This window comes from Bowmanella sp. JS7-9, from assembly GCF_004329715.1.
GTDB classification, from domain to species: Bacteria; Pseudomonadota; Gammaproteobacteria; order Enterobacterales; family Alteromonadaceae; genus Pseudobowmanella; species Pseudobowmanella zhangzhouensis.
In genome coordinates this window covers 211,768-234,756 of sequence record NZ_JXSY01000011.1, presented here as the reverse complement: position 1 = coordinate 234,756, position 22,989 = coordinate 211,768, and the positions used below count along the sequence as shown (strand labels likewise).

Genomic DNA, 22,989 nt, shown 5'->3' with positions numbered 1-22,989 from the left:
AGCACTACCCAACTCAGTATTGGCATTGCCACTTTAAAGGAGACAACTATGGCTAGCGTGACACTAAAAGGTAACCCATTTAACACCACTGGCGATCTGCCTGCCGTCGGCAGCAAAGCGCCTGCATTCGATTTAGTCAAAACTGATTTAAGCCCGGCAACCAGCGCCGACTTCAGCGGCAAACGCGTTGTGCTGAATATTTTTCCCAGTGTCGATACCCCTACCTGTGCCCAGTCGGTGCGCCAGTTTAATCAACAGGCCTCCACAATGGATAACACGGCTGTGGTGTGTGTTTCGATGGATTTACCTTTTGCACTGGCGCGCTTTTGTGGCGCCGAAGGCCTGCAAAATGTCGTGCCCGCATCTGCGTTCCGCAGCTCGTTCGCATCTGACTATGGGGTGAAAATGGTAGATGGACCGCTGGCCGGATTAACTGCCCGCGCTGTGGTCGTATTGAACGAAAAAGGTGAGGTATTACATACCGAACTGGTCAGCGAAATCGCTAACGAACCTGATTACGACGCCGCACTGGCCGTTCTGTAAGCCTGACAAACAGGTTTGCCATCCCGGCAGACCTGTTTTTCTTATTTCCCTTAGCCCACCAGATAGTTCTGATACAGCACACTGCCCCAGCACAGGGCAATAATCAGCAAGGTAATAAACACCGCTGAGGAGCCCAGATCTTTAGCCTTTTTCGACAAAGGGTGAATTTCCGCACCGATACGGTCGATGGCCGCTTCAATCGCACTGTTAAAGATTTCCACCACCAACAGCGCCATTAACGGAATGACTAACAGCAACCACTGATTTATGCTTTGCGCCAACCAGCAAGCCAGCGCAGTGCCGATCACCGCCATCAGCATTTCCTGGCGAAACGCCGCTTCATCGCGCCATGCACTAACCAACCCATCGAATGAACATTTGGTCGCTTTGATAATTCGGCCAATACCACTGCCATTGGGTTTTACGTGCTGTCCGTGACTCATGCGTCGCGATCTCCTGTCTGATAAAGTTGATAGCTAAATTGCTGGGTTTGCTTTTGTTTCAACAACTGCCAGCCACCTGGCAAATTCAGTGGCATCGCCGTTAACTCACATTCCACATAAACCAGTGCATCAGGTTTAAGACAACCTGACTGACTGAGCCAATCAATGGCCTGCTGCGCCAACCCCCGGTTAAACGGCGGATCGACAAACACGACATCGTAGCTGGCCTCCGGCAGATGTTGCTGGAACAAACTGCCCTGGCGCACGTCCGCCGCCTGCGCAGACAGTTTCAACAGATCGCGATTGGCCAATATCTGTTTGGCGGCCTGCTTATCCAATTCAACAAAGGTGCAATGGCTGGCATAACGGGATAACGCCTCAAATCCTAACGACCCGGCTCCTGCGAAGGCATCCAGACAATTCGTCTCGGCCAGATATGGGGTTAACCAGTTAAACACCGTTTCCTTGGTGCGATCCGTGGTCGGCCGCAGGCCTTCTACATCCAGAACGGGTAGCTTTCGGCCTCGCCATTGGCCGGCAATAATACGAATGGCACCCGTCGCGGGGGATTTTTGTTTGACCTGTCGCTTCATGGAAATGTTATGATTACCCGGATAAATTAAGACCAACTTAATTCCCCGTAGTGTAACGTTTTGCGCCGTGTTGAAACAGCCCAGACACATGGCCATAGAATAAAGGTCTCCCATGTCGAAATTCTTTTCCTGGTTTGGCAAAAATAAAGATCAGGCCCCCGAGCAGGATGCGCCTACTTCGGCCGCCGAAAATGCCGAGCAACAAAGCACTGCAGCAGTGCCGCAGGCCGAACCCACTGACACCACCTCAGTGCCGGCACCGAGCGCCACTGCGCCAGTTAGCCAGACTGAAACACCGCCGGCATTAAAAGAGAAAAAGCCTTCTCTTTTTGAACGCCTGAAAGCCGGTTTATCCAAGACTAGTGAGAATATTGGTTCTGGCTTTTTAAACCTGTTCAGCGGCAAAAAAATTGATGACGAATTGTTCGAGGAACTGGAAACCCAGTTATTGGTTGCTGATTTGGGCATGGATACCACCCAGAAAATCATCACCGAGTTGACCGAACGCGCCAATCGCAAGCAATTACAGGATGGTGAAGCGTTATATGGCGTGCTGAAGGAGCAAATGGAACAGTTGCTGCAACCGGTCAGTCAGCCACTGGACGTGGCCAGCGCAGGCAACGGGCCGTTTGTGATCCTGATGGTAGGCGTCAACGGCGTGGGCAAAACCACCACTATCGGCAAAATGGCCAAGCAGTTCCAACAACAAGGCAAGAAAGTCATGCTGGCTGCCGGCGATACGTTCCGTGCGGCTGCCGTTGAACAATTGCAGGTATGGGGCGAGCGCAACAATATTCCGGTGATTGCCCAGCATACCGGTGCAGACAGTGCTTCGGTGTTGTTCGACGCACTGCAAGCGGCGCAGGCTCGTGATGTGGATGTGCTGATTGCCGATACCGCCGGACGCTTGCAGAACAAAGACCACCTGATGGAAGAATTGAAGAAAGTCGTCCGGGTAATGAAAAAACTTAATCCGGATGCCCCCCATGAGGTCATGCTGGCACTGGATGCCGGTACCGGACAAAACGCCCTGAGCCAGTGTAAATTATTCAGTGAAGCGGTGGGATTAACCGGCATTACCCTGACCAAATTGGATGGTACTGCAAAAGGGGGTGTAATTTTCGCCATAGCTGATAAATTTGGCATACCAATCAGATACATAGGCGTTGGTGAAGGGATTGACGATTTACGCCCGTTTGACAGCAAAGAATTCGTCGATGCCCTGTTTGAACAGCAACAAGGCTAAGGCATGATTAAATTTGAGCAGGTAAGCAAAACCTATCCGGGCGGACAACAAGCGTTGCGTCAGGTCAGTTTTCATATTCCACCCGGCGAAATGGCGTTTTTGACCGGCCATTCCGGTGCCGGAAAAAGCACCCTGCTCAAGTTAATCAGTATCATGGAACGCCCGACCGTAGGACGGGTGCTCATCAACGGCCATGACCTGGGTAAAATCAAAAACCGTCAGGTGCCGTATATTCGCCGTGATATTGGCATGATCTTCCAAAGCCATCAGCTACTGATGGACAAGACAGCCTTTGACAATGTGGCCTTGCCGTTGGTCATCGAAGGCTACAGCCGCCGCGACATTACCCGCAAGGTGCATGCGGCACTGGATTTGGTTGGGCTGGCTGACAAAATTAATTCGTTACCGATTACCCTGTCCGGTGGTGAGCAGCAACGGGTAGGTATTGCCCGCGCCATCGTTAATAAGCCACCGATTCTGCTTGCCGACGAGCCTACCGGCAACCTGGATCCTAAGCTGTCGATGGAAATCATCAATCTGTTTGAGAAACTCAATCAAGCCGGTGTGTCTGTGTTGATTGCAACCCACGATCTGGGCCTGATTGCCCGCATGCGCTACCGCACACTGACATTGCGTAACGGCCAGATGATTACCGATGGTCTGGTGGAAGACTGGCGGGGGGACTCAGAATGAGCATTCTGTTTACCGGCCGCAGTAGTCAGGGCGCTAGCCAGCAAAAAATATCTTCATTGCAAAAAGTACTGATGTTTTTCGTCGACCATGTGCGTCAGGCATTAGCCAGCCTCGGTGAACTGTGGCGCGCGCCGGCAGACTCTATGCTCACCATTGCGGTTTTGGGCTTAGCCATTACCCTGCCATCGACCTTGTATGTGCTGGTCAAAAATACCGAACAAATCAGTTCCGGTTGGGAACAGGCCGCTGAGATCTCGTTATTTTTACGCCAGGATCTACCCGCTGGTGATATTCAACAGTTAATTCGTCGCATTAATGCCTGGCCGGAGGTCGAACAGGTGGTGCATATCACCGCCGAACAGGGCCTGAAAGATTTTCAGCAGCGCTCCGGCATGGGCGATGCACTCAAGTATCTCAACAAAAATCCACTACCCGATGTACTGCTGGTTATGCCAACCGCACGCCACACCGGGCCAACCGCAGCGGCCTTGTTGCTGGATAAATTGCGCAATGAGCGCGAAGTGGAGTTTGGCAAACTGGATATCGATTGGCTCAATCGCCTGCATGCTGCAGTCGAGATGGCGCACGATTTAGTACTGATGATCGCCCTGCTATTGTTTATGGCGGTGGTGGTGATCATCGGTAATACCATTCGCCTGAATATTTTGAATAAACGCAGCGAAATTCAGATTATGAAGCTGGTGGGTGCCACCGATGCCTTTATTCAGCGCCCGTTTTTGTATACCGGTTTCTGGTACGGCTTGCTAGGCGGGCTATCGGCGTGGTTTGCGGTGATGTTGCTGCTATGGTGGGCCGAGTCGAGCATCGCCAGCCTGACCGAGTTGTATGCCCATGACTTCAACCTGACGGGTCTGCAGGGTAATGAACTGCTTACCATGCTGGGCCTATCCATCGGCTTGGGTTTGGTCGGCTCGATGCTCAGCGTTTATCGCCATGTAAAAGACATCGAACCGCAGTAAGGCGTTAAATGGCGGTGTTTTTCAATTCATCCGCCCACTGAATCGCCTGTTGGTATTTCACTGCCATCAGGTCAGCCGGTATCGCCAGTGCTTCCGCCAGATGTTCCGTTTGCGTCCAATTCGCCTGCTCATAAGCCTGTGCCAATTCTAAATAGCGACGTAAATCCCCGCTCTCGCCACGCAGTGCCGCACTGATATCGTCTGCCAGCGGCAATCTGCGCACAATGTCCTGCATACTCAAATCCAGCATGGCATCGAGGGTGGATAACAGGCCGATCAGAAAGCCTTTGGGAGGATTTTGTTCGTCGCCCCGGTAGTCGGCGACTGCCTGACAAAATTTCGCCCGGCTCAGCGATAGGGTCAACAATTCATCCGGCTTGCTATCACCGAGGTTGGCCATGGCCAACAACGCGATGAATTTTTTCACCTCGATCTGCCCCATGTAATTCAGGGCATGCAGCAAGGACGATATCTTCTGGCGCTGATAATTGGCCGGATTATTCATATAGCGTAATAACTTAAACGCCAGCGAAGCGTCCCGCTCCAATACGCTATTCATATCACTCATAGCAAAATCATGGCGCGCACTGATTTCAATCATGCGTAACAAATTAAGCTTCATCACCGGTAGATCTTTGCGCTGCATGACTTCCGGACGGGTGAAAAAATAGCCCTGAAAATAATCCACTCCCAAGGCCAGAAACTGCTCAAACTGCACATTTGTTTCAATCCGCTCAACCACGACCTTAACCGGGCGATGACGGATACGCTCAAGCAAACCGGGAAGCTGCTGCAAAGAGCGTTCATCTGCCTCAATCTTGACCATCGCAACATAAGGAAACAGGGGATCCCAACGGGTGTCAAAATCGTAATCATCCAGCGCCAGCTTGTAGCCAAGGTCGTGCAGATGTTTGCATGCGCGGATCAGTTCGGCATCAACCTCAGTGGTTTCGATCACCTCAATCACGGTGGTGAGCGGATCTAACGATGTGGGGAAACGATAAAGCAAGGTATCGCGATAGAAATTCAGAAATGCCTTTTTACCGTCGGTGATATCGGTCAATTCGGTACTTAAATGATGCTGATTTATCAGCTTGGAGGTGGCTTCGTCTGGTTCAATATTGGGATAACAGTTTTGCTGGCCATCGCGAAACAGCAACTCGTAACCAATAACCTCTTTAGCGCGATCGAAGATAGCCTGGCGCGCAACATATGCATACATGAAAGAAAGACCCCGAAACTGATGTGACTTTCCATGTAACTGCTAAGCGTCCTGCCCCGAAAGTATATGCAGAATTGGGCTATGTTCAAATTCCGGCCAGTTTTTGTTTTACGTCAGGAGGAAACGACACCTGCTGCCACAGTGCATCACACAATTCACGGCTATCCTGCCAGTTTTCATCCAGGATCCATTCAACTAATAAATCTGCTTTAGCCGGAAATCGCACCGGCTCAACGCTATCGAAGGTCAGCCAGCGGCGTACGGCACTGGCATCCAGACGCTGCATAGTCTGGCAGCGCCCCATTTTTTCCAGCGTCACAACATTGGACAATTGCTCAAATTGGCCATGTAGCGGCTTCAACAGTAATTTTTTACCCAGATGCAGACATTCACTGGACAGTTCAAAGCCCGCGTTGCCAATCACCCCGTCACTTGCCTGTAAACAGTGCTTAAACGCGTTTTTACACGGCACATACCAGTGAATATTGTCCTGTTGAGTGTCACTGGTGAGATGAGGGTGGAACACGTCGAAGCCTTGCTCAGGAAACTGCCTCAGCAATGCACCGATTTCGTTCAGTTCCTCAAAGGGTAAATACACCAGAATACGCCCACTGGGTGCCACCGGCTGGGAAACGTCTGTGACAAATGGCGGTAAAATTGATTGGCCGAAATGATACCAATGCACCCCCAGATTATAAGTGGTTGGGGCAAAATAGCGCAACAGCAAATTATCCAGCATGCCTTTGCCTATGTTAGGCACAGGTGACAAAAAACAAGCCTGATGGCTGATAGAAATCGACGGCACATGACGTAACTGCGCGGCCCAGGCACTGATTGGCTCAAAATCGTTGATCACCAGATCATAGTCGCCCATGGGTAATTGCTGCACGTCATCGATTAATTGACGCAATTTCAGTTGTCTGGCTGTTTGCCAGCGATCCACCCGACCTTTGTGGGTTACAAAAGTCATACCCTGTTTAGTCTGATATTCGTCAAAAATCTGCATATCGAAGTATTGCTGCGGCTCACGGCCGCTAAATAGATAATCGACCTGAATATCACTGCGTCGGGATAATGCCTCGGCCAGCACTCTGGCGCGGGTAATATGGCCATTACCGGTACCCTGCACACCGTAAAGAATATTCATTTTCACAACACACCTCAGTGCAAAATGGCGATACTGGTCACAGAGATGGTCAGCCCGAGACAGGCACCGGCAAGAATATCCGTGGGATAATGGACGCCAAGCAGGATGCGTGACAGTCCCACACAGGTTGCCCAAAGGAATACCGGAATCGTCACCAGGGGATAAAACCAGCTAAGTAATGACGCCATCAAAAAGGCCGCCGCGGTGTGCCCGGATGGCAAGCTGAATTTGTCCGAAGGCTTGATGTGGGCACGGAAGTTAAACAATAGGTCGCAAGGGCGTGGACGCTTAAATGCCTTTTTAAGAATCACATAAACCGGTAATTCCAGTGCGTAGGCCAACAGCGCCGTATACATAAATAACGCACCGTGCTCTGGCTCAAAGGCCCACAATAAAATCCCCAGCAGCAGATAAAGATGACCATCACCGGTGCGCGAAATCCATTTAATCGCCTTTCCCTCGTAACTGGCAGTTTTAGCGAACAACCAACGAAACAATTGCATGTCTTTATCAGTAATCAGCCGCATCACACGTCCCTCTCTTCGCATTGATTAAAGTTTGCGCAGCCCGTGTGACTTTCCCGTGACAATTTCACGAAGACTTTATGACATCAGCACATGTCACAGGATTGTTGCCAAACTGACACGTGTCTGTCATCCAGCGCAGATGTAATGGCGTCATCCTGTGTAGGAGATGACCATGCAAAATCAACGGTTAAATCAGTCAGAATCACACGCTCATCAGAGCATCAGCTTCAGCCAGACATTAATGCAGCGAGTGTCTATTACCCCGGATGATGGCGGATGTCAGGAGTGGCTGGCTGCCCAACTGAGTGCGCTGGGTTTTACCTGTCACGCCTTTGAGCAACAGGGGGTGCGCAATCTGCTGGCAACCATTGGCAACGGGCCACAAACCATCGCTTTTGCCGGACATACCGATGTTGTGCCAACCGGACCGCGTGAAAAATGGCGTTTTGACCCGTTTGCAGCTCACATTGAAGACAACAAACTTTATGGCCGTGGTGCCGCCGATATGAAAACCGGTATCGCCGCCATGTTGGGTGCCTGGCACCAGCATATTGGCCTGCAGCGGCCTATCCGTCAGCGTTTTATGTGGCTAATCACGAGTGATGAAGAGGGTGAGGCAGAGCATGGCAGCAAAGCCATCCGCCAATGGCTGGACGACAAACGGATTGCGCTGGACAAAGTGATTATTGGCGAGCCCACCGCGCATTTACGCAGTGGCGATACCATTAAAGTCGGACGACGTGGCGCGGTATCCGCCAAGTTGATTCTGCGCGGTAAAGCCGGCCACGTAGCCTATCCGCAGCAAACCCGCAATGCACTGCATCAGGCCGCTAATGTCATCACGGCTCTGCAGCAACTTCCCTGGGATCAGGGCAGTGCGGATTTTCCCGGCACCACATTACAAATCACCTACTGCAATTCCGGTGACTTTACCGACAATATTGTACCGGCACGCTGCGAACTGTGTTTCAACGTACGCTATTCCCATCACTTCGAATTAGCCGGTTTACAACAGTTAATTGAGAACGCCATCAGCGCCCAAACCGATGATTATGAACTGCACTGGGAGCGCGCCTGTGAACCCTATTTCACTGCCAACAGCCATGCGGGCGGATTAATACATGCTGCCGAGCAGGCGATTGTGAAAACCACGGGGTGTTACCCTATGATGTCCACCGCTGGCGGCACCTCAGACGGGCGTTTCTTCGCCGGTCCACACACAGAGGTGGTCGAGTTAGGTGTACCGAATCATAGTATCCACCAAATCAATGAGCACGTGGCGCTAACCGACATCGTGACGCTGGAAGATATCTACACGGAGTTGCTTGCTAATCTGCTGAGCTGAGCGCGTTAACCGCGCTCAATATCGCTATTGATGATAGCGTTGAACTCATCAGCACTCAGGTACACTGGCGTATAGCTACCGCCATTACTGACTATTTGCTGGTAAAAAGCGCGCAGATGATTACGCGATCCGCGCTTAAGATTGTCATAAACCAGCGCGATATCTGCATTGTCCTCTAACTGCGTCTCCAAACGACTAATATCGGCAATATCCAACTCCTCGATACGCGCCCCGATACTCAGCCCGGCAACTAAATCCGAGCTGCCTTCGTCAACCAATTGCACATACAGCTGTTGAAGCTGAGGGTCAGTAAAACTTCCGATGCCCTGACTGCCAACCGGATCGGTCAGGTTGTAGCGCTGCACAAGCAGTAGCATTGCCTGCATATGAGTTTCTTCAATGTCGGCGATGTTATCAAAGATCGGCTGACTGAAAAGGTTTGCCAGACTGCGATATACATCACGGGCAAGTTTTTCTTCTTCGCGCATTAGCAGGACGCCAGCTGTCTCATCTGCGCTTAGGGTACCAACCGTCAAATTAGTTAATTGCACACTTAACTGGTTATTGTTAACCGTGGTGTAACCATTGCGATCAACACTGGCAATAGAGATAGAACCACCGTCGCCACCACAACCACCTAACAACACAAGTATGACGATCAGTAAAAAATATCTCACGCCCATCATCCGCTCCTTATTTCATTAATTTAGTTACTTGCGAAATAAGATAGAGATTGGCTGAGTTAAGTTCCATATTATTTTAGATAAGTACGAATTATATGAAGGACGGGCTGACACAGGTCAATCAGGCGGCCTTTTCGTGACGCTCAGTCAGGTAACGCTGATATTTTTTCGGCTTAAGCTGCGTAATATCCACCAGCACCAATCCATCAACGCAATCGGCAAAGTCCGCATCGACGCTAAAGCTGAGGAATTGCACGCCACCTGGCTCACACAATTCAGTGTATTGCTTATACAAAGTCGGCACGGACACGCCCATATTCGCCAACAGATGTTTGAGGGTGGTGAAATCCTGCAAATAATCCTCGCCAGAAAACATGTCCTGCAAGCCGTCCGGTAACGGATAAGCAGACTTAGGCGAGGCATATTGCTGCACCGAACCGAAGTAACGCTGGTAAAAATGTACCAGTAAGTCCTTAGCTGCCGTCGGATAGGCATTACTCAGGCTCACTGGCCCGAACAAATAACGATAATGGGGATATTTGCGCAAAAATGCGCCAATGCCATACCACAGGTATTCCAGACTGCGTTTGCCCCAATACTTGGGCTGGACAAAGCTACGGCCTAATTCCAGGCCCTGCTCAAAGTACTCGGCCGGCATATCCGTGTAATCAAATAGCGTTGCCGTGTATAGCCCCTGCAAACCTTTGCTGGCTATTTGCTGGCGGGCATCACCTAAGCGATAGGCGCCCACAATTTCTAAATCATCGCGATCCCATAAAATCAGGTGAAAGTAATCGTTGTCGTAGCCGTCGATATCCCGACGACGGTTGCTGCCTTCACCTACCGCGCGAAACGCAATTTCTCGTAAACGGCCAATTTCACGCAGGATCGGGGAACTGTCGGCATGTTGGTATAGATAAATCTGTTTGCCGTCGGCGGTTTCACCCAGCAACTCGCATTGGCGAATCGCCCTTTGCAGCGTCCGACGTTCTTCCGGCAGCGCGATCGCGGCCTGTGTAGCAAATACGCCCGCTTTACCAGCGCCAACGGCGTACAAATGGCGTTTAAACAACTTACTCAGAATTTTGAGCGGCAGAGCCTGATTCTGCCAGCTACTGAACGGGATTAACTCACCAACCCGCATGGGTAAGTGCCGCTGCTTACGCACGAACATCTCGCGCACCAGCAGTAACGTTGCCAGTGGCTTATATAACATGGATACGCCGTAAAATAATGGCGAGTTTTTCCCGTCGATAAACACCGGCAATATAGGTGCTTTGGCTTCTCTTGCAATACGTAAAAAGCCTGTTCGCCAACGGGTATCGCGCACCCCCTGAGGACGCAGGCGCGAGACCTCACCCGCCGGGAAAATAATCAGTACGCCTTCCTGATGCAGATGCTCAGAGATCGCCTGCAACTGCACTTTAGCAGTTGCGCCCTGAAATACATTTACGGGCAGCAACAGGCTGTGCAAGGGTTTGAGTGTCATCAACATATCGTTGGCGACCACTTTAATGTCGCTGCGTACTTCACTGATCAACTTTATCAGTGCCAACGCATCGAGCGAGCCAATCGGATGATTGGCCACAATAATGGCGCGTCCCTGCTCGGGGATCCTTTCCTTTTCAACATCCCTGACCGAATAACTGGTGGCAAAATAACTCAGCACCTGCTCGACGAAATCCAGCCCCTGTACATGGGGATAGCTGGCACCGAACTCTTGTACCTCACGTTCGTGCAATAAATGGCGCAATACAAAACTGGTAGATTTGAACAACAGTGGCTTCTCAGCCATGCCCGGAAAATGCTCGTTAAGTACCTGCTGCACGCTAAACATGGGAGTTTCCTGTTATTTTGCTGCTGGCATTATCTAAAGCCTTAGTGACAATCTGGTTGCACTTATATGAAGAAAAAATGTCCGGTTAAGCCACTTTTCGCGTGGGTGTATTCTCCACCGCATACAAAATGTTTGGCCGCTTCACTGAGGTCCAGGACAGGATCTGTAATTCTCCGCGATGGTTTTCGGTCAGTGCGCAACAGCTTTCCAGCCAGTCACCGTCATTGCAATACAAGGTACCATCCACATCCGTCACTTCGGCGTGATGGATATGCCCGCACACCACACCATCCAGGCCCCGCGACACGGCTGCGTCGACACAGGCCTGCCGGTAACGTTGCATCGCAATATTGGCACTCAGTACTTTGCTTTTGATATGACCGGCCAGCGACCAGTAGCGGCCACCCAGCGCGATGCGTGCTTTGTTGTACCAACGATTAACGAACAACAGCAGATCGTATGCCTTATCGCCTATCCAGGCATGCAAGCGGCCGAAACAGACTTCCTCATCAAATTGGTCACCATGTAATACCAATAAACGTTTGCCGTCGGCGGTGGTATGGATCAGTTCGCGGCGAATGTCGATATCGGCAAAACTCAGCCCATCATACTTTTGCACCGGTGCATCATGATTGCCGGGCAGATAAATCACCTGCGTGCCCTGAGCGGTCAGGGTTAACAATCTATGGAGTAGTTGATTGTGGGATTCAGGCCACAGCAGGCGTTTGCTCATTTCCCACATATCAACAATATCGCCAACCAAATACAGGGTATCGATGCGCACATGGTTGAGAAAATCCAGCAGGAATTCGGCTTTACAATCTTTGTGACCCAAATGAATGTCTGACAGCCAGACAGTACGGAAGTGTTGCTTTTGCATGGTGGCACTCCATAGCAGGTTTTGCTTAACCTAGGTTGTGCCTGTGACAACTGCGTGACTAAATTTTGAAGTTAGGATGACAATCCGTCTTGCAGTAATTGTTTACCCAGTCGATAGCAGCGGCTGAATTCCGGCAAGCCGTGGGATCCACCGTTAATCAGGCGGCGTGCAGCTTTTAAATCATCGTTTGCCAATGCTTCGCGCAGCGGTTCCTCGCAACGTTTCAGAAAACTGGCCAGCACTTTGGCTGCCACATCGGGATCATTGGCTAACTCCGGATCATGCTCTAACTCGTTGTTCATGCCGATACGTTTACTGATATCCCGATAATTGGCGCGCCCCGTCAACTGAATGTAGCCACGGCCTTTATAGCGGGCACCGTCCGGGTATCCGAGATTGCCCAGGTCCTTGCGATCATCATATTTATCAAAGGGATGGCCAGTAGCCGTGGAGTTGAAGCGGGATTCGTATTCATCCAGCGGTGCAAAGCGCCCGGTCTCCACATACACAGTCGCCACGGCCATCAATAGCATGTCGTTATCGCTAAGCTCTTCGTCCAGCATGGCATCGAGAATACGTGGCCAATGATAGGCAATATTTTGTGCCGGGGAATCGTGACAAATACGTTGTACCAGTCCCACATCGAAATGCTCGCCGTCATAGCTGCGCGCCTCATCGGACAAATCCAAGCCTAACTGGCCCATGGTCCGACGCCCAACCACGCCATCTGTCACCAGCCCGTGATGCTGTTGATAGGCTTCGACGGCGGCCAGCGTTTTGGCACCAAAGTCGCCATCCAACGACGCCTGATAGAAACCCAGTTGGGTTAAGGTTTGCTGCAGGCGCCGTACTAATTCGCCACGGCAACCAAATCGTAATGTCTGCACTCGTTGCGTCCTGTGGTTTTACTGCAAAGGGTAGCAGGCAAGCGCTAAAGGTCAGGTGCAGAACGAAAATTTTTTACATCGTGGCCGCTATACGCAAACTGCGCCAGCCGCGGGCACGCCATTTGACTGCCAGTGGTGCCGGTAATCTTGCTAGTTTTTGCCAAAGGGATTTCATGGTCTTTCTCCGTAACAGTTCATCCAACATGATGAACTTTCCTAATACCTAACCAACTTCCATGCCAAATCGATAGGCCGACATAAACTATTGAAAATAAAGCAATTGTTGATTTTAGAAGAACAACGAGAGAAATCAGCAATTGGTCAGTTTCACCACTTTGTTTAGATTTTACTCACTGCCTGTTGAAAACTGACGCTGACGACGTTGCTGACTTTTAATGGTGTACATTGAACTATCCGCGGCATGTAACAGCGCATCCAATGAATCAGTAATCTGCTCCTTGCTAAAGAGTGCCGTACCATGGGCATAACTTAATCTGAACGGCTCATGGGTGCGTTGATTGAACGCGTTAACCTCGTCCGCCAGACGTTTTTTCGCGACTTCCAACCCGGCCTCATCAATGTCCGAGTGCAGGCAAACAAACTCATCACCGCCGATGCGCGCGACCACATCACTCTCGCGAAACACCTTAGCAATCAACGAGGCAAATGCCTGTAGCGCCCGGTCACCCACTATGTGGCCAAACTTATCATTAATTTGTTTGAAGTCATTCAGGTCGAGCAAGCTGATCCCCAACGAATGCTTTTCCCGTCGCACCAATTTAACCACCTGCCCGGCTACCATATAAAAGCCGCGGCGATTGATCAGGCCAGTAAGTTCATCGGTGTGGGCAATCTGATGGGCTTCCATCTCACTTTCCACCGACGCAGCTAAATCGCTCAGCAATAATTTATCTTCATCGCTGAGTTTGCGTGGTTGGCTATCCAGAATACAAATCGTGCCCATGGTGTAACCGCCGGAACGAATCGAACAGCCTGCATAAAAACGGATAAACGGCTCTCCAATCACCAGCGGATTATCAAAGAAGCGTGAGTCTTTAAGGGTATCCTGCACTTCAAAAATACCGCCGGTTAAAATGGCATGCCCGCAGAAGGACACGCAACGGTCGGTCTCCGACGCGTCTATGCCCTGACGGGACTTAAACCACTGGCGATGCTCGTCCACCAGGCTAATCACGCAGGTTTTAACATTAAATAACCGGCATCCCATACGTGTTAAACGGTCGAAGCGCTCTTCCGGCTCGGTATCGAGCAGCTGCAACGAATGCAGTTGTTTGAGACGTTCAGCGTCATCAGCAGGGATTTCAGGTAACTTCACATAATGCTCCGGTTGATAGACTCGTTCCATAAGCCTATATCAAGCTGGAAATAAGTGTTATTTCAAAGTGTTAAATTCATGCGCTGGCCCCACCGGCAATGCCGTGACCACCATGCGCTGAGTCGCCTGACCGGCCAGCCCATCAAACGGATAGCAGGTGATCAGGGTAAGGCGATCATCTCCTTTTTGGTGCAAAACCTGCGTGTCGGACTCGCTTACCACCTGAATATTGGCAATGCGATAGTGTCTTGTACCGCGCGCCGACTCCAACCAAATATCGTCACCCAGGCTGGCCTCAGCCAATCGGGCAAAATGGGTATCGCGGTGAGCTGCCAATACAATATTGCCAGACTCACCGGGCAACGCCGTGCCAGTGACATGACCGGGTGCAAACGCCAGGGTGCGGCCCGACGACCCGGCTAATACAAAACTATCGTCCTCAGCAATCGTTAAACGACCAAGGGGATAGGTATCTGCCCAGCGCCACGGTTTGGCCTGTTCGCCGGTTTGCACAGTGACATACCAGGCTTCAGCAATCAGATACTGAGCCACATGAGCTTTTAACCAGATGTAGCCCCCGGCAAACGCCTGCCAACTGGCCAGTAAGATAAGCCCACCCACGATTAGATGTTTTCTGGCTGGCATCAGAGTCTCCGGTTAATCCATAGCGCACAAAGGCCAGCAAACAGTGCAAGCAGCAGATTCAGCTTCCAGCCGCTGGCACCAATTGGCAGCATCCCCAGTGGCAATGCATTGGGCACTCCGCGTAGTAAGGCCAACTCTCGTTCTGGTTTCGTCGGTGTCTTATCCACTGCCACCAGCGAGGTAAATTCGCTGACCAGCTCAAATTCCAGTGCAACATCGGTAATCGCCTGATTAAACGCTTCAGGCTCCTGTGCCTGACGGCGCTCACGCTCCAACTGAGTAATTTTGCTGCGCGCCCATAGCTTTTCCAGCCCCTGTGCAGCCGATTGCTGCATGACCAGAGGTTGCTCAAATGGCATACCATCAAACATGCCGCTTAAAACGAGATCCCTTTGCCTGGCATTGCTCCGAAACGTCACACTAAGCGGTTGATCGATATAGACATCCGGCAAGACACGGGGGAAAAATTCGGTATCACTGCTGAAATTAATCGCCAGATCGGTCAAAGCCACGTAGCGCAATTTATTCAGCAAGACCGTCATCTGACTGCTTACTTCGCGAATATCTCCAATCAGGGTATATGCGCCGCGCCCCATCTCGGCCGCTTCACTCATAAAATAGCTGTTGGGTGCCGAGCCGATCCCCACAGTAAACAGCCGGGACACCCCTAACCGACGCTGGATAATCTGCATCAATTGCTCTTCGTTGCCCACCGCGCCATCAGTAATAAAGACAATCTGACGTAATCTGTCCGTCGGTTCGGAGTCTTGCAGGGCAAAGGTCAAAGCCGATGCCATTTCAGTGCCCCCATCGGCCTGCAGAGCATAAACAAACCTCTGCGCCAGTTGAATGTTCTGTGCAGTGGCAACCTGCGCAACAGGCCACACAGCACGAAAATCCGAATTAAATTCAATCAGGTTGAATGTATCTGCATCGGTCAGACTGCCCAAAGCCTGCCTCACCGCCGCCTTGGCCTGCTCTATCGCATCACCGTACATGGAGCCTGAGGTATCCAGCAGCAGGATTAATTCCCGCGCCTGTACCTGTCGTTGATCAGGTTGGCTGGCGGGAACCACCATCAATACGCCGTAGTCGCCCTGCTGAATCACAGATATTTGTGGCACCGCAGATTGCGCAGCGCGCCAGCGCAACTGAAAGTCCCGGTTGGCGATATCGGTTTGTTTCAGTTGCACTTCATATTGTTGCTCAGCGCGATTCACGGTGACATCGTGATATGGGCTAGACAGCCCGGCCAGTTTAAAACCTGGCAATAATGTGGCGCGTAACGAAATCTGGTTGGCTGGCCGCCCATGGGGATCATGTAAATGCGAAAGCGCTGCGACTTCCTCCAATAAATTGCGCGGCTTGGCCTCTACCCCCTCTTCCTGTTGCCAGGTGGGTAACAGGGGCGAGTAGCGTGGCGTCACTGTCATCGGGAAACGCACGTGGAACTGGCCGTTGTCATATAACACAGTCTGTTGATAACGAATTTCGACTTCAATGCGTTCACCCGGTCCGATATTAGCAATCTCATTGGTAAACAGGTTGGGACGATGCTGCTCGACCAGACTGGCTTTTTTGCCCTGCGCTTTGGCTTGTTCGAAAGTTTCCCGCGCCTGTTGTTTAGCCTGAATCTCGCCTTCAATTAATCTGTCACCAATACGCATCGTCAGACCGTCGACCGCCGACTGTTCCGGTAGCGGAAACAGGTAGGTCGCATTTACCCACTGATTATCTGGGTTATAGAAGCGTTGTTTAACTGTGACCCGTGCAACCAACCCGGTGATCTGCATGTCCACCTGGGTATCCAGTTGCGGACTCAGGCGCATGCCATCCCAATCCGGATGGCGCAATAGCAAACTGCCCTGCTGGATGTCATCCAGACTGGTCAGGGGTGGGGTAGCGAACGTTTGTGCATGGCTGAAAAAAGGCGCTGCAAACAGCAGCGCCAAACAACAAATCAGCCAGCCCTGAGGCATCGTGGTGCTGTTTGTCATGGGGACTTTCCTTATTGATCTGCCGCTTGTGCCATCATGCCGGTTTGGCTGGTGACCACGTTCAGCATCACCCGACGGTCAAAGAAATTGCCCTCATTGCTGCCATCGGTATTTACCAGTTCCTGTTCGCCTTTGGCGCTGGCGATAATTTGCGACCCGTCAACGCCTTTATCCAATAAATACTGGCGGACCCGTTCGACGCGCTGCTCAGACAGGCTTAGGTTGTAGCCATCGTCACCACGCTGATCGGCAAACCCGGTCAGGCTGACTGACAACGCCGGATTACTCAGCAGGCTGTCAGCCAGCGTATCTAATTGTTGCTGGTAGTGCGGCTCCAGATTGGCGGATGCCGTTCTGAACTGAATGTTGCTACTGAGCGAGCTGGGTAAACGCTCCAGATGTTGTTGCACTGAAGCCAGTTGGCTGGCCTTTTCCCGGTAATGCACCAGCGATTTATGCAAGGCGACTAACTCCGATTGCTTGGCATCCAGTTGTGCATTGGCATCGGCTAACTCCGCCTGCTTACTGGTCAAACGGTGCTCGTCGTTGACGTCATCAACCAACAACACGCCGAATGTCGCGCCAAGAATGGCACCAATGGGGCCGCCAACCAATGCACCGGCCACCAGGCCAGAGCCAAAGCCAATCGCTTCATTGCGTTTTTGCTCCTTTTCGGTCGGTACAGCAGCAAAGGCAGCAGTGTTAAATAACATGGCAGTAGTCAGGGCTAATACAGTCTTTTTCATGAGAATCTCCAACAGGTTGTTTGTTTGCTTCCCTGTTAGTAAACCAAGCGCGGATGGCAAAAGCGGGCAGCCTTTATGGCAATGTGGCGATCAAATATGGCGAAAATATGCAAAGCAGCGGTGAAGTACATACTCAACACTCGGGTGCCGCTCACCCAGGAATATAAGATATAGGTTATCTTCAATTGGGGTAGCTCGAAACGGCTGGATTGAAGCGGCGCAAACAACCTGATAGCTTGTTCAAATCCATGATTAAAAGGACTTTTTATGAGACTGATTAGTCTTTTCCTGTTACTTATCAGCAGCGTGAGTGTGGCTACGGAGCTTCCTCTGCCCATGCGTGAGCGAGCGCAGATCATCGACGACATTCTACAGGAGCGCCTGACCACTGTACTGCCGACGCTGATGCGTCGTGAAGGCATTGATATGTGGGTGCTGATTTCCCGCGAATACAATGAAGATCCGGTCCTCAAAACCATGCTGCCCAGCACCTGGCTTTCCGCCCGGCGCCGCACCATTCTGGTGATTTATACCCCCAGTGTCGGCGAGCCGGAGTTTTATGCTATTGCGCGCTACAAAGTCGGTGAGCTGTTCGAAAAAGCCTGGGACAAAGAAGCACAACCAGACCAGTGGCAAGCACTGGTTGACTTGATCAAAGCTAAAAGCCCCAAAGCAATTGGCGTCAATCAATCTGCGCGAACGGCGCTGGCAGACGGCATCAGCGCCACCGAACTGACGGCATTCAGACAAGCCATGGGCGAGGCACAAAACAAAATTGTGTCGGCGCAGAATCTGGCCATCGCCTGGCTGGAAACCCGCAGCCCTAAAGAGCTGGCGGTTTATCCGCAGATTGTAGCCATGGGGCATGACATTATTGCCGAGGCATTTTCTAATCGGGTTATCACCCCTGGCAAAACCACCACCGACGATGTGGTTTGGTGGCTGCGAGAAAAATCCCGGGAAATGAAACTGACCAATTGGTTTCATCCCACTGTCTCTATTCAGCGTGCCAACGCGGATAAATTCGACCATCTGCAGGCCTTTAGTGAACGTCCCGGCGAACAGGTGATTCTGCCCGGTGATTTGTTGCACGTGGATTTTGGCATCACCTACCTGCGCCTCAATACCGATCAGCAGCAACATGCCTACGTGCTGCGTGCGGGTGAGACCGATGCACCGGATTACCTTAAGCAAGCGCTAGCCAATGCCAATCGTGTACAGGACATCTTTACCGCCAACTTTAAGGCCTGTCGAACCGGCAATGAAGTACTCAAAATGTCATTAGAACAGGGCAAAGCTGAAGGGCTGCGCCCGCATATTTACACCCATCCTATCGGCTATCATGGGCATGCGGCAGGCACTACGTTGGGCATGTGGGATGCACAGCAGGGTGTACCCGGAGAGGGCGACTATCCGCTGCATCTGAATACCGCTTACTCCATCGAACTGAACGCGGCGACCGACATTCCGCAATGGGGTAAAGACATTCGCATTATGCTGGAAGAAAATGCGCTGTTTGACGATAAAGGCGTGCATTATCTGGATGGTCGCCAAACAAAATTTCATTTGATTAACAGCCAGTAAGGGTCATCGCGGTGGGTTATCAAGGACGATTACAAAGTTGGAATGACGATAAAGGCTTTGGCTTTGTCGAACCCAATGGCGGTGGACAGCGCTGTTTTGTGCATATCAGTCAGTTTGTACGCCGTACGCCCCGACCCGAAGACGGCGAACTGCTTGTGTATGACGCGGTTCGCGATGAAAAAGGAAAATGGCAAGCGGCAAATATTGAGCGCCCTGCTGATAGAAAACGAACGTTGCAACGGCCACACAAACCAACCCCACATGCCGTTTACCTGGGCGTGCTTTACCTGATTGTGCTCGCTGGCCTCGCCTCTAAACAGCTGATACCACTCAATCTGTTATGGGTGATCTTAGGCGCTAACTTATTGGGTTATATGGCCTACGCCCGAGATAAAGCATCCGCGCAAAGTGGAGCTTGGCGCGTTAAGGAGTCGACACTTCACCTGTTCGCTTTGCTGGGCGGCTGGCCCGCCGCCGCATTGGCGCAGCAGCGCCTGCGACACAAATCCGCTAAAGCCAGCTTTCGCCGGGTCTATTGGTCAACCGTTATCATCAATATTAGTGGCCTGACCTGGTGGTTAACTCATCCAACCTTCACGTTGTAAAACCACAACGGGGTAAAAGTGTTTTTTGCCTTACCCAACTAAGTGTAAGGCACCCCGGAAGTTAGGTTTACATACTGGTAAACAGCAGCACCACCATCACAATCGGAACGGCCACAACCAGCATTGCGACAATACTATTGGCGAGCGCCATCCAGGCTGAAAACCCCTGCACCTGACCGAGACATTTTAAAAACACCACGATGGCCCATACTCCGATAACGATTTCGATCAAACCGTAAACAATCAGTGCAACAGCCAAGCCAAGATTGCCGTCTAAACTGGATGTGTCGCTGGTGAAAAGTACATCGCCAAACATCGCGATGGCAGGGATCCAAAGTAGTCCGGCCCAGATCACCGGCACGCTCGACCAGGCGATTGCAGCACGAATCGTCTCAGATGAGCCAGTTCCACCCATCCAGTTACCCACCCAACGCAGCAGTGCACCACCCAGATACAAACCAATGATGCCCCCAATTGGCCCGCTTATCGCGGCGATGGCAATAATGGTCGTAATGTCATATTTATCGCCCATGTCGCGCATGCTGGCGCGGTCTAAAGCATGCAAAAATCCTGACACCGCACTTAGCAATAAAACCAGATGAAATGGATCTGAGGTAACAATTTGCTGAATCGTGGCACGCGGGCGCGTCCACATAGAGAACCAAGGATTAAGCGTAACCTGGCTAGTTTCCATCTACATTTTTCCCTTTATAAAAACTGACGAATAAGCAACCGACACCGGTCGCGTTTAAAAAATAATAATCAACAAATCAGGCGATCAAGACAAGCATTTGTTTTCCATTGTGTTTCTCTCGTTGGGCAGTTCGATGATGACTCAATCCTGTAAGCACTCGACACAACTGGTATTCACAACGTCACGTTAGCCGCTGCCTAAATACGGTTTGTTAACCCTATTAACTTGATACACCTCAAACTTTCACGAAATCACAGCGTCGCGGTTAACCGTTTCAAGCCGCACAATCTACACTCAAGTCTTATCCGTAAAATAGAAGCGTTTTATGCCCGAGCAGGCAAGTAAGGGAGTTGTTCGATTGACCAGCGGCGCGTTAATCACTGTGCTGATGACACCGCTATGGGCAGAGGAGATAGCTGATATATACAGTTTGTCACTTGCTGATCTGCTCAATGTCAAAATTGAATCTAATACCCTCACAGAGAAGACGATTCGCGATATTCCTGCCCCTGCCACCATTTTTACCCGTACTGAAATTGACGCGCTTGGCGTCAGATATCTGCATGAATTGCTTGAGTTTGTGCCCGGTTATCAGGTGTCACGCTATAGCACATACCCCTATGAATACTCGGCCAGCTCTCGGGGGCTGAGTGACGGTTCTTCCTCAAAAAAAATCCTGTTTTTACTGGATGGTCATGCCATAAACGCCCCGAGATCCGGCAACGTTGCTCACCTGGCGAATTTCTCTTTGCAGCATGTTGAACGGGTGGAGATCTTAAGAGGGCCGGGATCGTCAATTTATGGCAGCAACGCATTTACCGGCGTGGTCAATATAGTGTCTCGGAAAGATATCTCGGCCGCCTCACTCTCGTCTGGAAATCGGCTCGACTATGACCTGTTTGCCGCCCATTCATTTCAGGACACGCTGAATTTGACCATTCAGGCCAATATCGCCGACGCTCGCGGCGAGCCCTATCTGGTGGCAGACAGCTACAGTAATCAACGCGTCACCACGTCAGATCCATTCAAACAACATTCATTACACGTGGCGCTGGAAGGCGAGCACTCACGCATCGAATGGCACACCCGTGAACTGCAGATGGCGGATTTTTATCACACCAGTCGTATCAGCAATCAATACAACCGATCGTTACAAAAGGCCCAGTTCCTGTTTGCAGAACATGAATTCCAACTCACTGAGCAGATTCAATCTACGCTACTCATGGACTGGGTTGAAACGGAAATCCACAACGGCAATCAGAGCACAGCCCCGGGGCTATTCGCCACTATCAGTCAACCTGCCAGTGATGAGCCATTACATGGCGTTGGCATATTTGAAGACAGACGCATTGCCCTCAACTGGCAGAATAACTGGTCTTATTCCCCTCAAACCAATGTGCAATTTGGTCTCGAATGGCAACAAAATAGCGAACTGCGGGCGGAGGGCTATACCAATTTCGACCTCGTGAGTCTGCTATCACGCGACTACCCCATCCAATATTTCCCCAACACCGACAGTGTCAGCAAAATCGGTACTGAAGGCTCGCAACGTTTCATGGGCGCCTATACGCAGATACAGACCCATGCCATGGGAGTTGACTGGATTTTAGGAGGTCGCTATGACAGATATCAGGGCCTGTCGGGCCAATTCAATCTGCGTTTAGGCGCCATTTTCTATCCTACGGACGCGTGGCAGCTCAAATTGCTTTACGGTGAGGCATTCCGCGCACCGGAGATCAGTGAAACAGGCCTGATTCGCGGGATTACCCGGGCTGGTAACCCATATTTAATCAGCGAATCAATCAATACCACCGACATTATCCTGCAGTATCTTGGTGACGACCTGCTGCTATCCGTCGGGGCCTTTTACAACCATTACACTCATCCCATCATTGTCGGCGATGTGGATGGACTGGTCAGTTTTGTTAACGGTACGCAGCAATCCAGTCAGGGGCTGGAAACGGAATTGCACTGGCAGCTTAACAATCAAACCCGACTGCGTGTCACTGCAACGCATTTTTTTAAACTCCCAACCGCGGCTTTTCGTGAATCAGACAGCATGGCGTCGATTCAGCTAACCAACCAGTGGCAACGCTGGCAAACCAGCCTCTCCGCCGTGTATCGTGCTGAGCGTGAAACCGAAGCATTAAATAATGATCTCACCACACTGGACGCTTATTGGCTTTGGCGCGCTCGCATCGCTTACCAAATGAATAAAGACTGGTCGCTGGCGCTCAACATCGACAATATCGCCAATACCGATTATCGCTCGCCATCCATCAGCGCGGAAATACCCGATGGCGTACCCAACAAGCGTCGAAATTGGACGCTGTCGCTCAACTGGGCATTTTAAATG

Annotated in this window: 21 protein-coding genes and 1 pseudogene; 8 read left to right on the top strand and 14 right to left on the bottom strand. The window is 51.1% G+C overall.

What is annotated here, in order from left to right; genetic code table 11:
• The first annotated feature begins 48 nt into the window (after positions 1-48).
• Complete coding sequence (gene tpx, locus TK45_RS06515) at positions 49-543, top strand: thiol peroxidase (protein ID WP_131257833.1); 495 nt, start codon at positions 49-51, stop codon at positions 541-543.
• A 50-nt stretch (positions 544-593) separates the two neighbouring features.
• On the opposite strand, the gene TK45_RS06510 is transcribed toward tpx, so the two are convergent.
• Positions 594-986, bottom strand: coding sequence for a diacylglycerol kinase (locus TK45_RS06510; protein WP_131257832.1), 393 nt, complete (start codon positions 984-986; stop codon positions 594-596).
• Positions 983-1,693, bottom strand: a complete 711-nt coding sequence (gene rsmD / locus TK45_RS06505; RefSeq protein WP_371414263.1) for a 16S rRNA (guanine(966)-N(2))-methyltransferase RsmD — start codon at positions 1,691-1,693, stop codon at positions 983-985. The genes TK45_RS06510 and rsmD overlap by 4 nt, the downstream gene beginning before the upstream one ends.
• Before the next feature lie 202 nt (positions 1,694-1,895).
• Here rsmD and ftsY point away from each other — a divergent pair.
• The 3 genes and pseudogenes from ftsY to ftsX form a co-directional block, all read left to right on the top strand.
• Positions 1,896-2,825 (top strand): annotated as a pseudogene (ftsY, locus tag TK45_RS06500) (signal recognition particle-docking protein FtsY); the annotation flags it as partial.
• Between the two features lie 3 nt (positions 2,826-2,828).
• Entirely contained in the window at positions 2,829-3,518 is a 690-nt protein-coding gene (ftsE, locus tag TK45_RS06495; protein WP_131257830.1) for a cell division ATP-binding protein FtsE, read from the top strand.
• On the top strand, positions 3,515-4,498 hold the full coding sequence (ftsX, locus tag TK45_RS06490) for a permease-like cell division protein FtsX (RefSeq protein ID WP_131257829.1): 984 nt from the start codon (positions 3,515-3,517) through the stop codon (positions 4,496-4,498). Before ftsE ends, ftsX begins: the two co-directional genes overlap by 4 nt.
• Before the next feature lie 4 nt (positions 4,499-4,502).
• On the opposite strand, the gene TK45_RS06485 is transcribed toward ftsX, so the two are convergent.
• From TK45_RS06485 to TK45_RS06475, 3 genes are all read right to left on the bottom strand, one after another.
• Positions 4,503-5,720 (bottom strand): EAL and HDOD domain-containing protein, encoded by a 1,218-nt coding sequence (locus TK45_RS06485; RefSeq protein WP_131257828.1) that lies wholly within the window; start codon positions 5,718-5,720, stop codon positions 4,503-4,505.
• Between the two features lie 85 nt (positions 5,721-5,805).
• Positions 5,806-6,867 carry an MJ1255/VC2487 family glycosyltransferase gene (locus tag TK45_RS06480; protein ID WP_131257827.1) on the bottom strand — a complete coding sequence of 354 codons (1,062 nt, stop codon included), beginning with the start codon at positions 6,865-6,867 and terminating at the stop codon, positions 5,806-5,808.
• 14 nt (positions 6,868-6,881) lie between these two features.
• Positions 6,882-7,394 (bottom strand): phosphatase PAP2 family protein, encoded by a 513-nt coding sequence (locus TK45_RS06475; protein WP_131257826.1) that lies wholly within the window; start codon positions 7,392-7,394, stop codon positions 6,882-6,884.
• Positions 7,395-7,566: 172 nt separating this feature from the next.
• On the opposite strand from TK45_RS06475, the gene dapE reads away from it, so the two are divergent.
• Positions 7,567-8,739 (top strand): succinyl-diaminopimelate desuccinylase, encoded by a 1,173-nt coding sequence (gene dapE, locus TK45_RS06470; RefSeq protein WP_131257825.1) that lies wholly within the window; start codon positions 7,567-7,569, stop codon positions 8,737-8,739.
• Positions 8,740-8,744: 5 nt separating this feature from the next.
• Here the strand turns inward: dapE and TK45_RS06465 are convergent, their stop codons facing one another.
• The 8 genes from TK45_RS06465 to pdsO all read right to left on the bottom strand — a co-directional run bounded on the left by TK45_RS06465 (position 8,745) and on the right by pdsO (position 17,750).
• Complete coding sequence (locus tag TK45_RS06465; RefSeq protein ID WP_165490723.1) at positions 8,745-9,416, bottom strand: DUF2202 domain-containing protein; 672 nt, start codon at positions 9,414-9,416, stop codon at positions 8,745-8,747.
• Positions 9,417-9,543: 127 nt separating this feature from the next.
• On the bottom strand, positions 9,544-11,259 hold the full coding sequence (locus TK45_RS06460) for a lysophospholipid acyltransferase family protein (protein ID WP_131257823.1): 1,716 nt from the start codon (positions 11,257-11,259) through the stop codon (positions 9,544-9,546).
• An 85-nt stretch (positions 11,260-11,344) separates the two neighbouring features.
• Complete coding sequence (locus TK45_RS06455; protein WP_131257822.1) at positions 11,345-12,139, bottom strand: UDP-2,3-diacylglucosamine diphosphatase; 795 nt, start codon at positions 12,137-12,139, stop codon at positions 11,345-11,347.
• Positions 12,140-12,210: 71 nt separating this feature from the next.
• On the bottom strand, positions 12,211-13,026 hold the full coding sequence (locus TK45_RS06450) for a peptidoglycan-binding protein (protein ID WP_131257821.1): 816 nt from the start codon (positions 13,024-13,026) through the stop codon (positions 12,211-12,213).
• Between the two features lie 346 nt (positions 13,027-13,372).
• Entirely contained in the window at positions 13,373-14,362 is a 990-nt protein-coding gene (locus TK45_RS06445) for a sensor domain-containing diguanylate cyclase (protein WP_131257820.1), read from the bottom strand.
• 57 nt (positions 14,363-14,419) lie between these two features.
• On the bottom strand, positions 14,420-15,007 hold the full coding sequence (locus tag TK45_RS06440) for a class GN sortase (protein WP_131257819.1): 588 nt from the start codon (positions 15,005-15,007) through the stop codon (positions 14,420-14,422).
• Positions 15,007-17,004 (bottom strand): marine proteobacterial sortase target protein, encoded by a 1,998-nt coding sequence (locus TK45_RS06435; protein ID WP_131257818.1) that lies wholly within the window; start codon positions 17,002-17,004, stop codon positions 15,007-15,009. The genes TK45_RS06440 and TK45_RS06435 overlap by 1 nt, the downstream gene beginning before the upstream one ends.
• An 11-nt stretch (positions 17,005-17,015) precedes the next feature.
• Positions 17,016-17,750, bottom strand: a complete 735-nt coding sequence (pdsO, locus tag TK45_RS06430; protein ID WP_131257817.1) for a sortase-associated OmpA-like protein PdsO — start codon at positions 17,748-17,750, stop codon at positions 17,016-17,018.
• Between the two features lie 267 nt (positions 17,751-18,017).
• Here pdsO and TK45_RS06425 point away from each other — a divergent pair, with 267 nt between their 5' ends.
• A complete protein-coding gene (locus TK45_RS06425; protein ID WP_131257816.1) occupies positions 18,018-19,334 on the top strand; it encodes a M24 family metallopeptidase in 1,317 nt (438 codons plus the stop codon).
• Between the two features lie 11 nt (positions 19,335-19,345).
• Entirely contained in the window at positions 19,346-19,939 is a 594-nt protein-coding gene (locus tag TK45_RS06420; RefSeq protein WP_131257815.1) for a cold shock and DUF1294 domain-containing protein, read from the top strand.
• A gap of 67 nt (positions 19,940-20,006) precedes the next feature.
• On the opposite strand, the gene TK45_RS06415 is transcribed toward TK45_RS06420, so the two are convergent.
• Positions 20,007-20,633: a YIP1 family protein gene (locus tag TK45_RS06415; RefSeq protein WP_131257814.1), complete on the bottom strand. Its 627-nt coding sequence runs from the start codon at positions 20,631-20,633 to the stop codon at positions 20,007-20,009.
• Between the two features lie 325 nt (positions 20,634-20,958).
• Here TK45_RS06415 and TK45_RS06410 point away from each other — a divergent pair, with 325 nt between their 5' ends.
• Complete coding sequence (locus TK45_RS06410) at positions 20,959-22,986, top strand: TonB-dependent siderophore receptor (RefSeq protein ID WP_131257813.1); 2,028 nt, start codon at positions 20,959-20,961, stop codon at positions 22,984-22,986.
• Positions 22,987-22,989 lie beyond the last annotated feature (3 nt).

What these genes read in the sequence shown, in the direction of transcription:
- TK45_RS06410 (WP_131257813.1), top strand. Translation starts at nt 20,959, where the DNA reads ATGCCCGAGCAGGCAAGTAAGGGAGTTGTTCGATTGACCAGCGGCGCG.
- rsmD (WP_371414263.1), bottom strand. Translation starts at nt 1,693, where the DNA reads ATGGGAGACCTTTATTCTATGGCCATGTGTCTGGGCTGTTTCAACACG.
- TK45_RS06480 (WP_131257827.1), bottom strand. Translation starts at nt 6,867, where the DNA reads ATGAATATTCTTTACGGTGTGCAGGGTACCGGTAATGGCCATATTACC.
- TK45_RS06460 (WP_131257823.1), bottom strand. Translation starts at nt 11,259, where the DNA reads ATGTTTAGCGTGCAGCAGGTACTTAACGAGCATTTTCCGGGCATGGCT.
- ftsX (WP_131257829.1), top strand. Translation starts at nt 3,515, where the DNA reads ATGAGCATTCTGTTTACCGGCCGCAGTAGTCAGGGCGCTAGCCAGCAA.
- tpx (WP_131257833.1), top strand. Translation starts at nt 49, where the DNA reads ATGGCTAGCGTGACACTAAAAGGTAACCCATTTAACACCACTGGCGAT.
- TK45_RS06435 (WP_131257818.1), bottom strand. Translation starts at nt 17,004, where the DNA reads ATGACAAACAGCACCACGATGCCTCAGGGCTGGCTGATTTGTTGTTTG.
- TK45_RS06475 (WP_131257826.1), bottom strand. Translation starts at nt 7,394, where the DNA reads ATGCGGCTGATTACTGATAAAGACATGCAATTGTTTCGTTGGTTGTTC.
- TK45_RS06425 (WP_131257816.1), top strand. Translation starts at nt 18,018, where the DNA reads ATGAGACTGATTAGTCTTTTCCTGTTACTTATCAGCAGCGTGAGTGTG.
- TK45_RS06510 (WP_131257832.1), bottom strand. Translation starts at nt 986, where the DNA reads ATGAGTCACGGACAGCACGTAAAACCCAATGGCAGTGGTATTGGCCGA.
- pdsO (WP_131257817.1), bottom strand. Translation starts at nt 17,750, where the DNA reads ATGAAAAAGACTGTATTAGCCCTGACTACTGCCATGTTATTTAACACT.
- ftsE (WP_131257830.1), top strand. Translation starts at nt 2,829, where the DNA reads ATGATTAAATTTGAGCAGGTAAGCAAAACCTATCCGGGCGGACAACAA.
- TK45_RS06455 (WP_131257822.1), bottom strand. Translation starts at nt 12,139, where the DNA reads ATGCAAAAGCAACACTTCCGTACTGTCTGGCTGTCAGACATTCATTTG.
- TK45_RS06440 (WP_131257819.1), bottom strand. Translation starts at nt 15,007, where the DNA reads ATGCCAGCCAGAAAACATCTAATCGTGGGTGGGCTTATCTTACTGGCC.
- TK45_RS06485 (WP_131257828.1), bottom strand. Translation starts at nt 5,720, where the DNA reads ATGTATGCATATGTTGCGCGCCAGGCTATCTTCGATCGCGCTAAAGAG.
- TK45_RS06415 (WP_131257814.1), bottom strand. Translation starts at nt 20,633, where the DNA reads ATGGAAACTAGCCAGGTTACGCTTAATCCTTGGTTCTCTATGTGGACG.
- dapE (WP_131257825.1), top strand. Translation starts at nt 7,567, where the DNA reads ATGCAAAATCAACGGTTAAATCAGTCAGAATCACACGCTCATCAGAGC.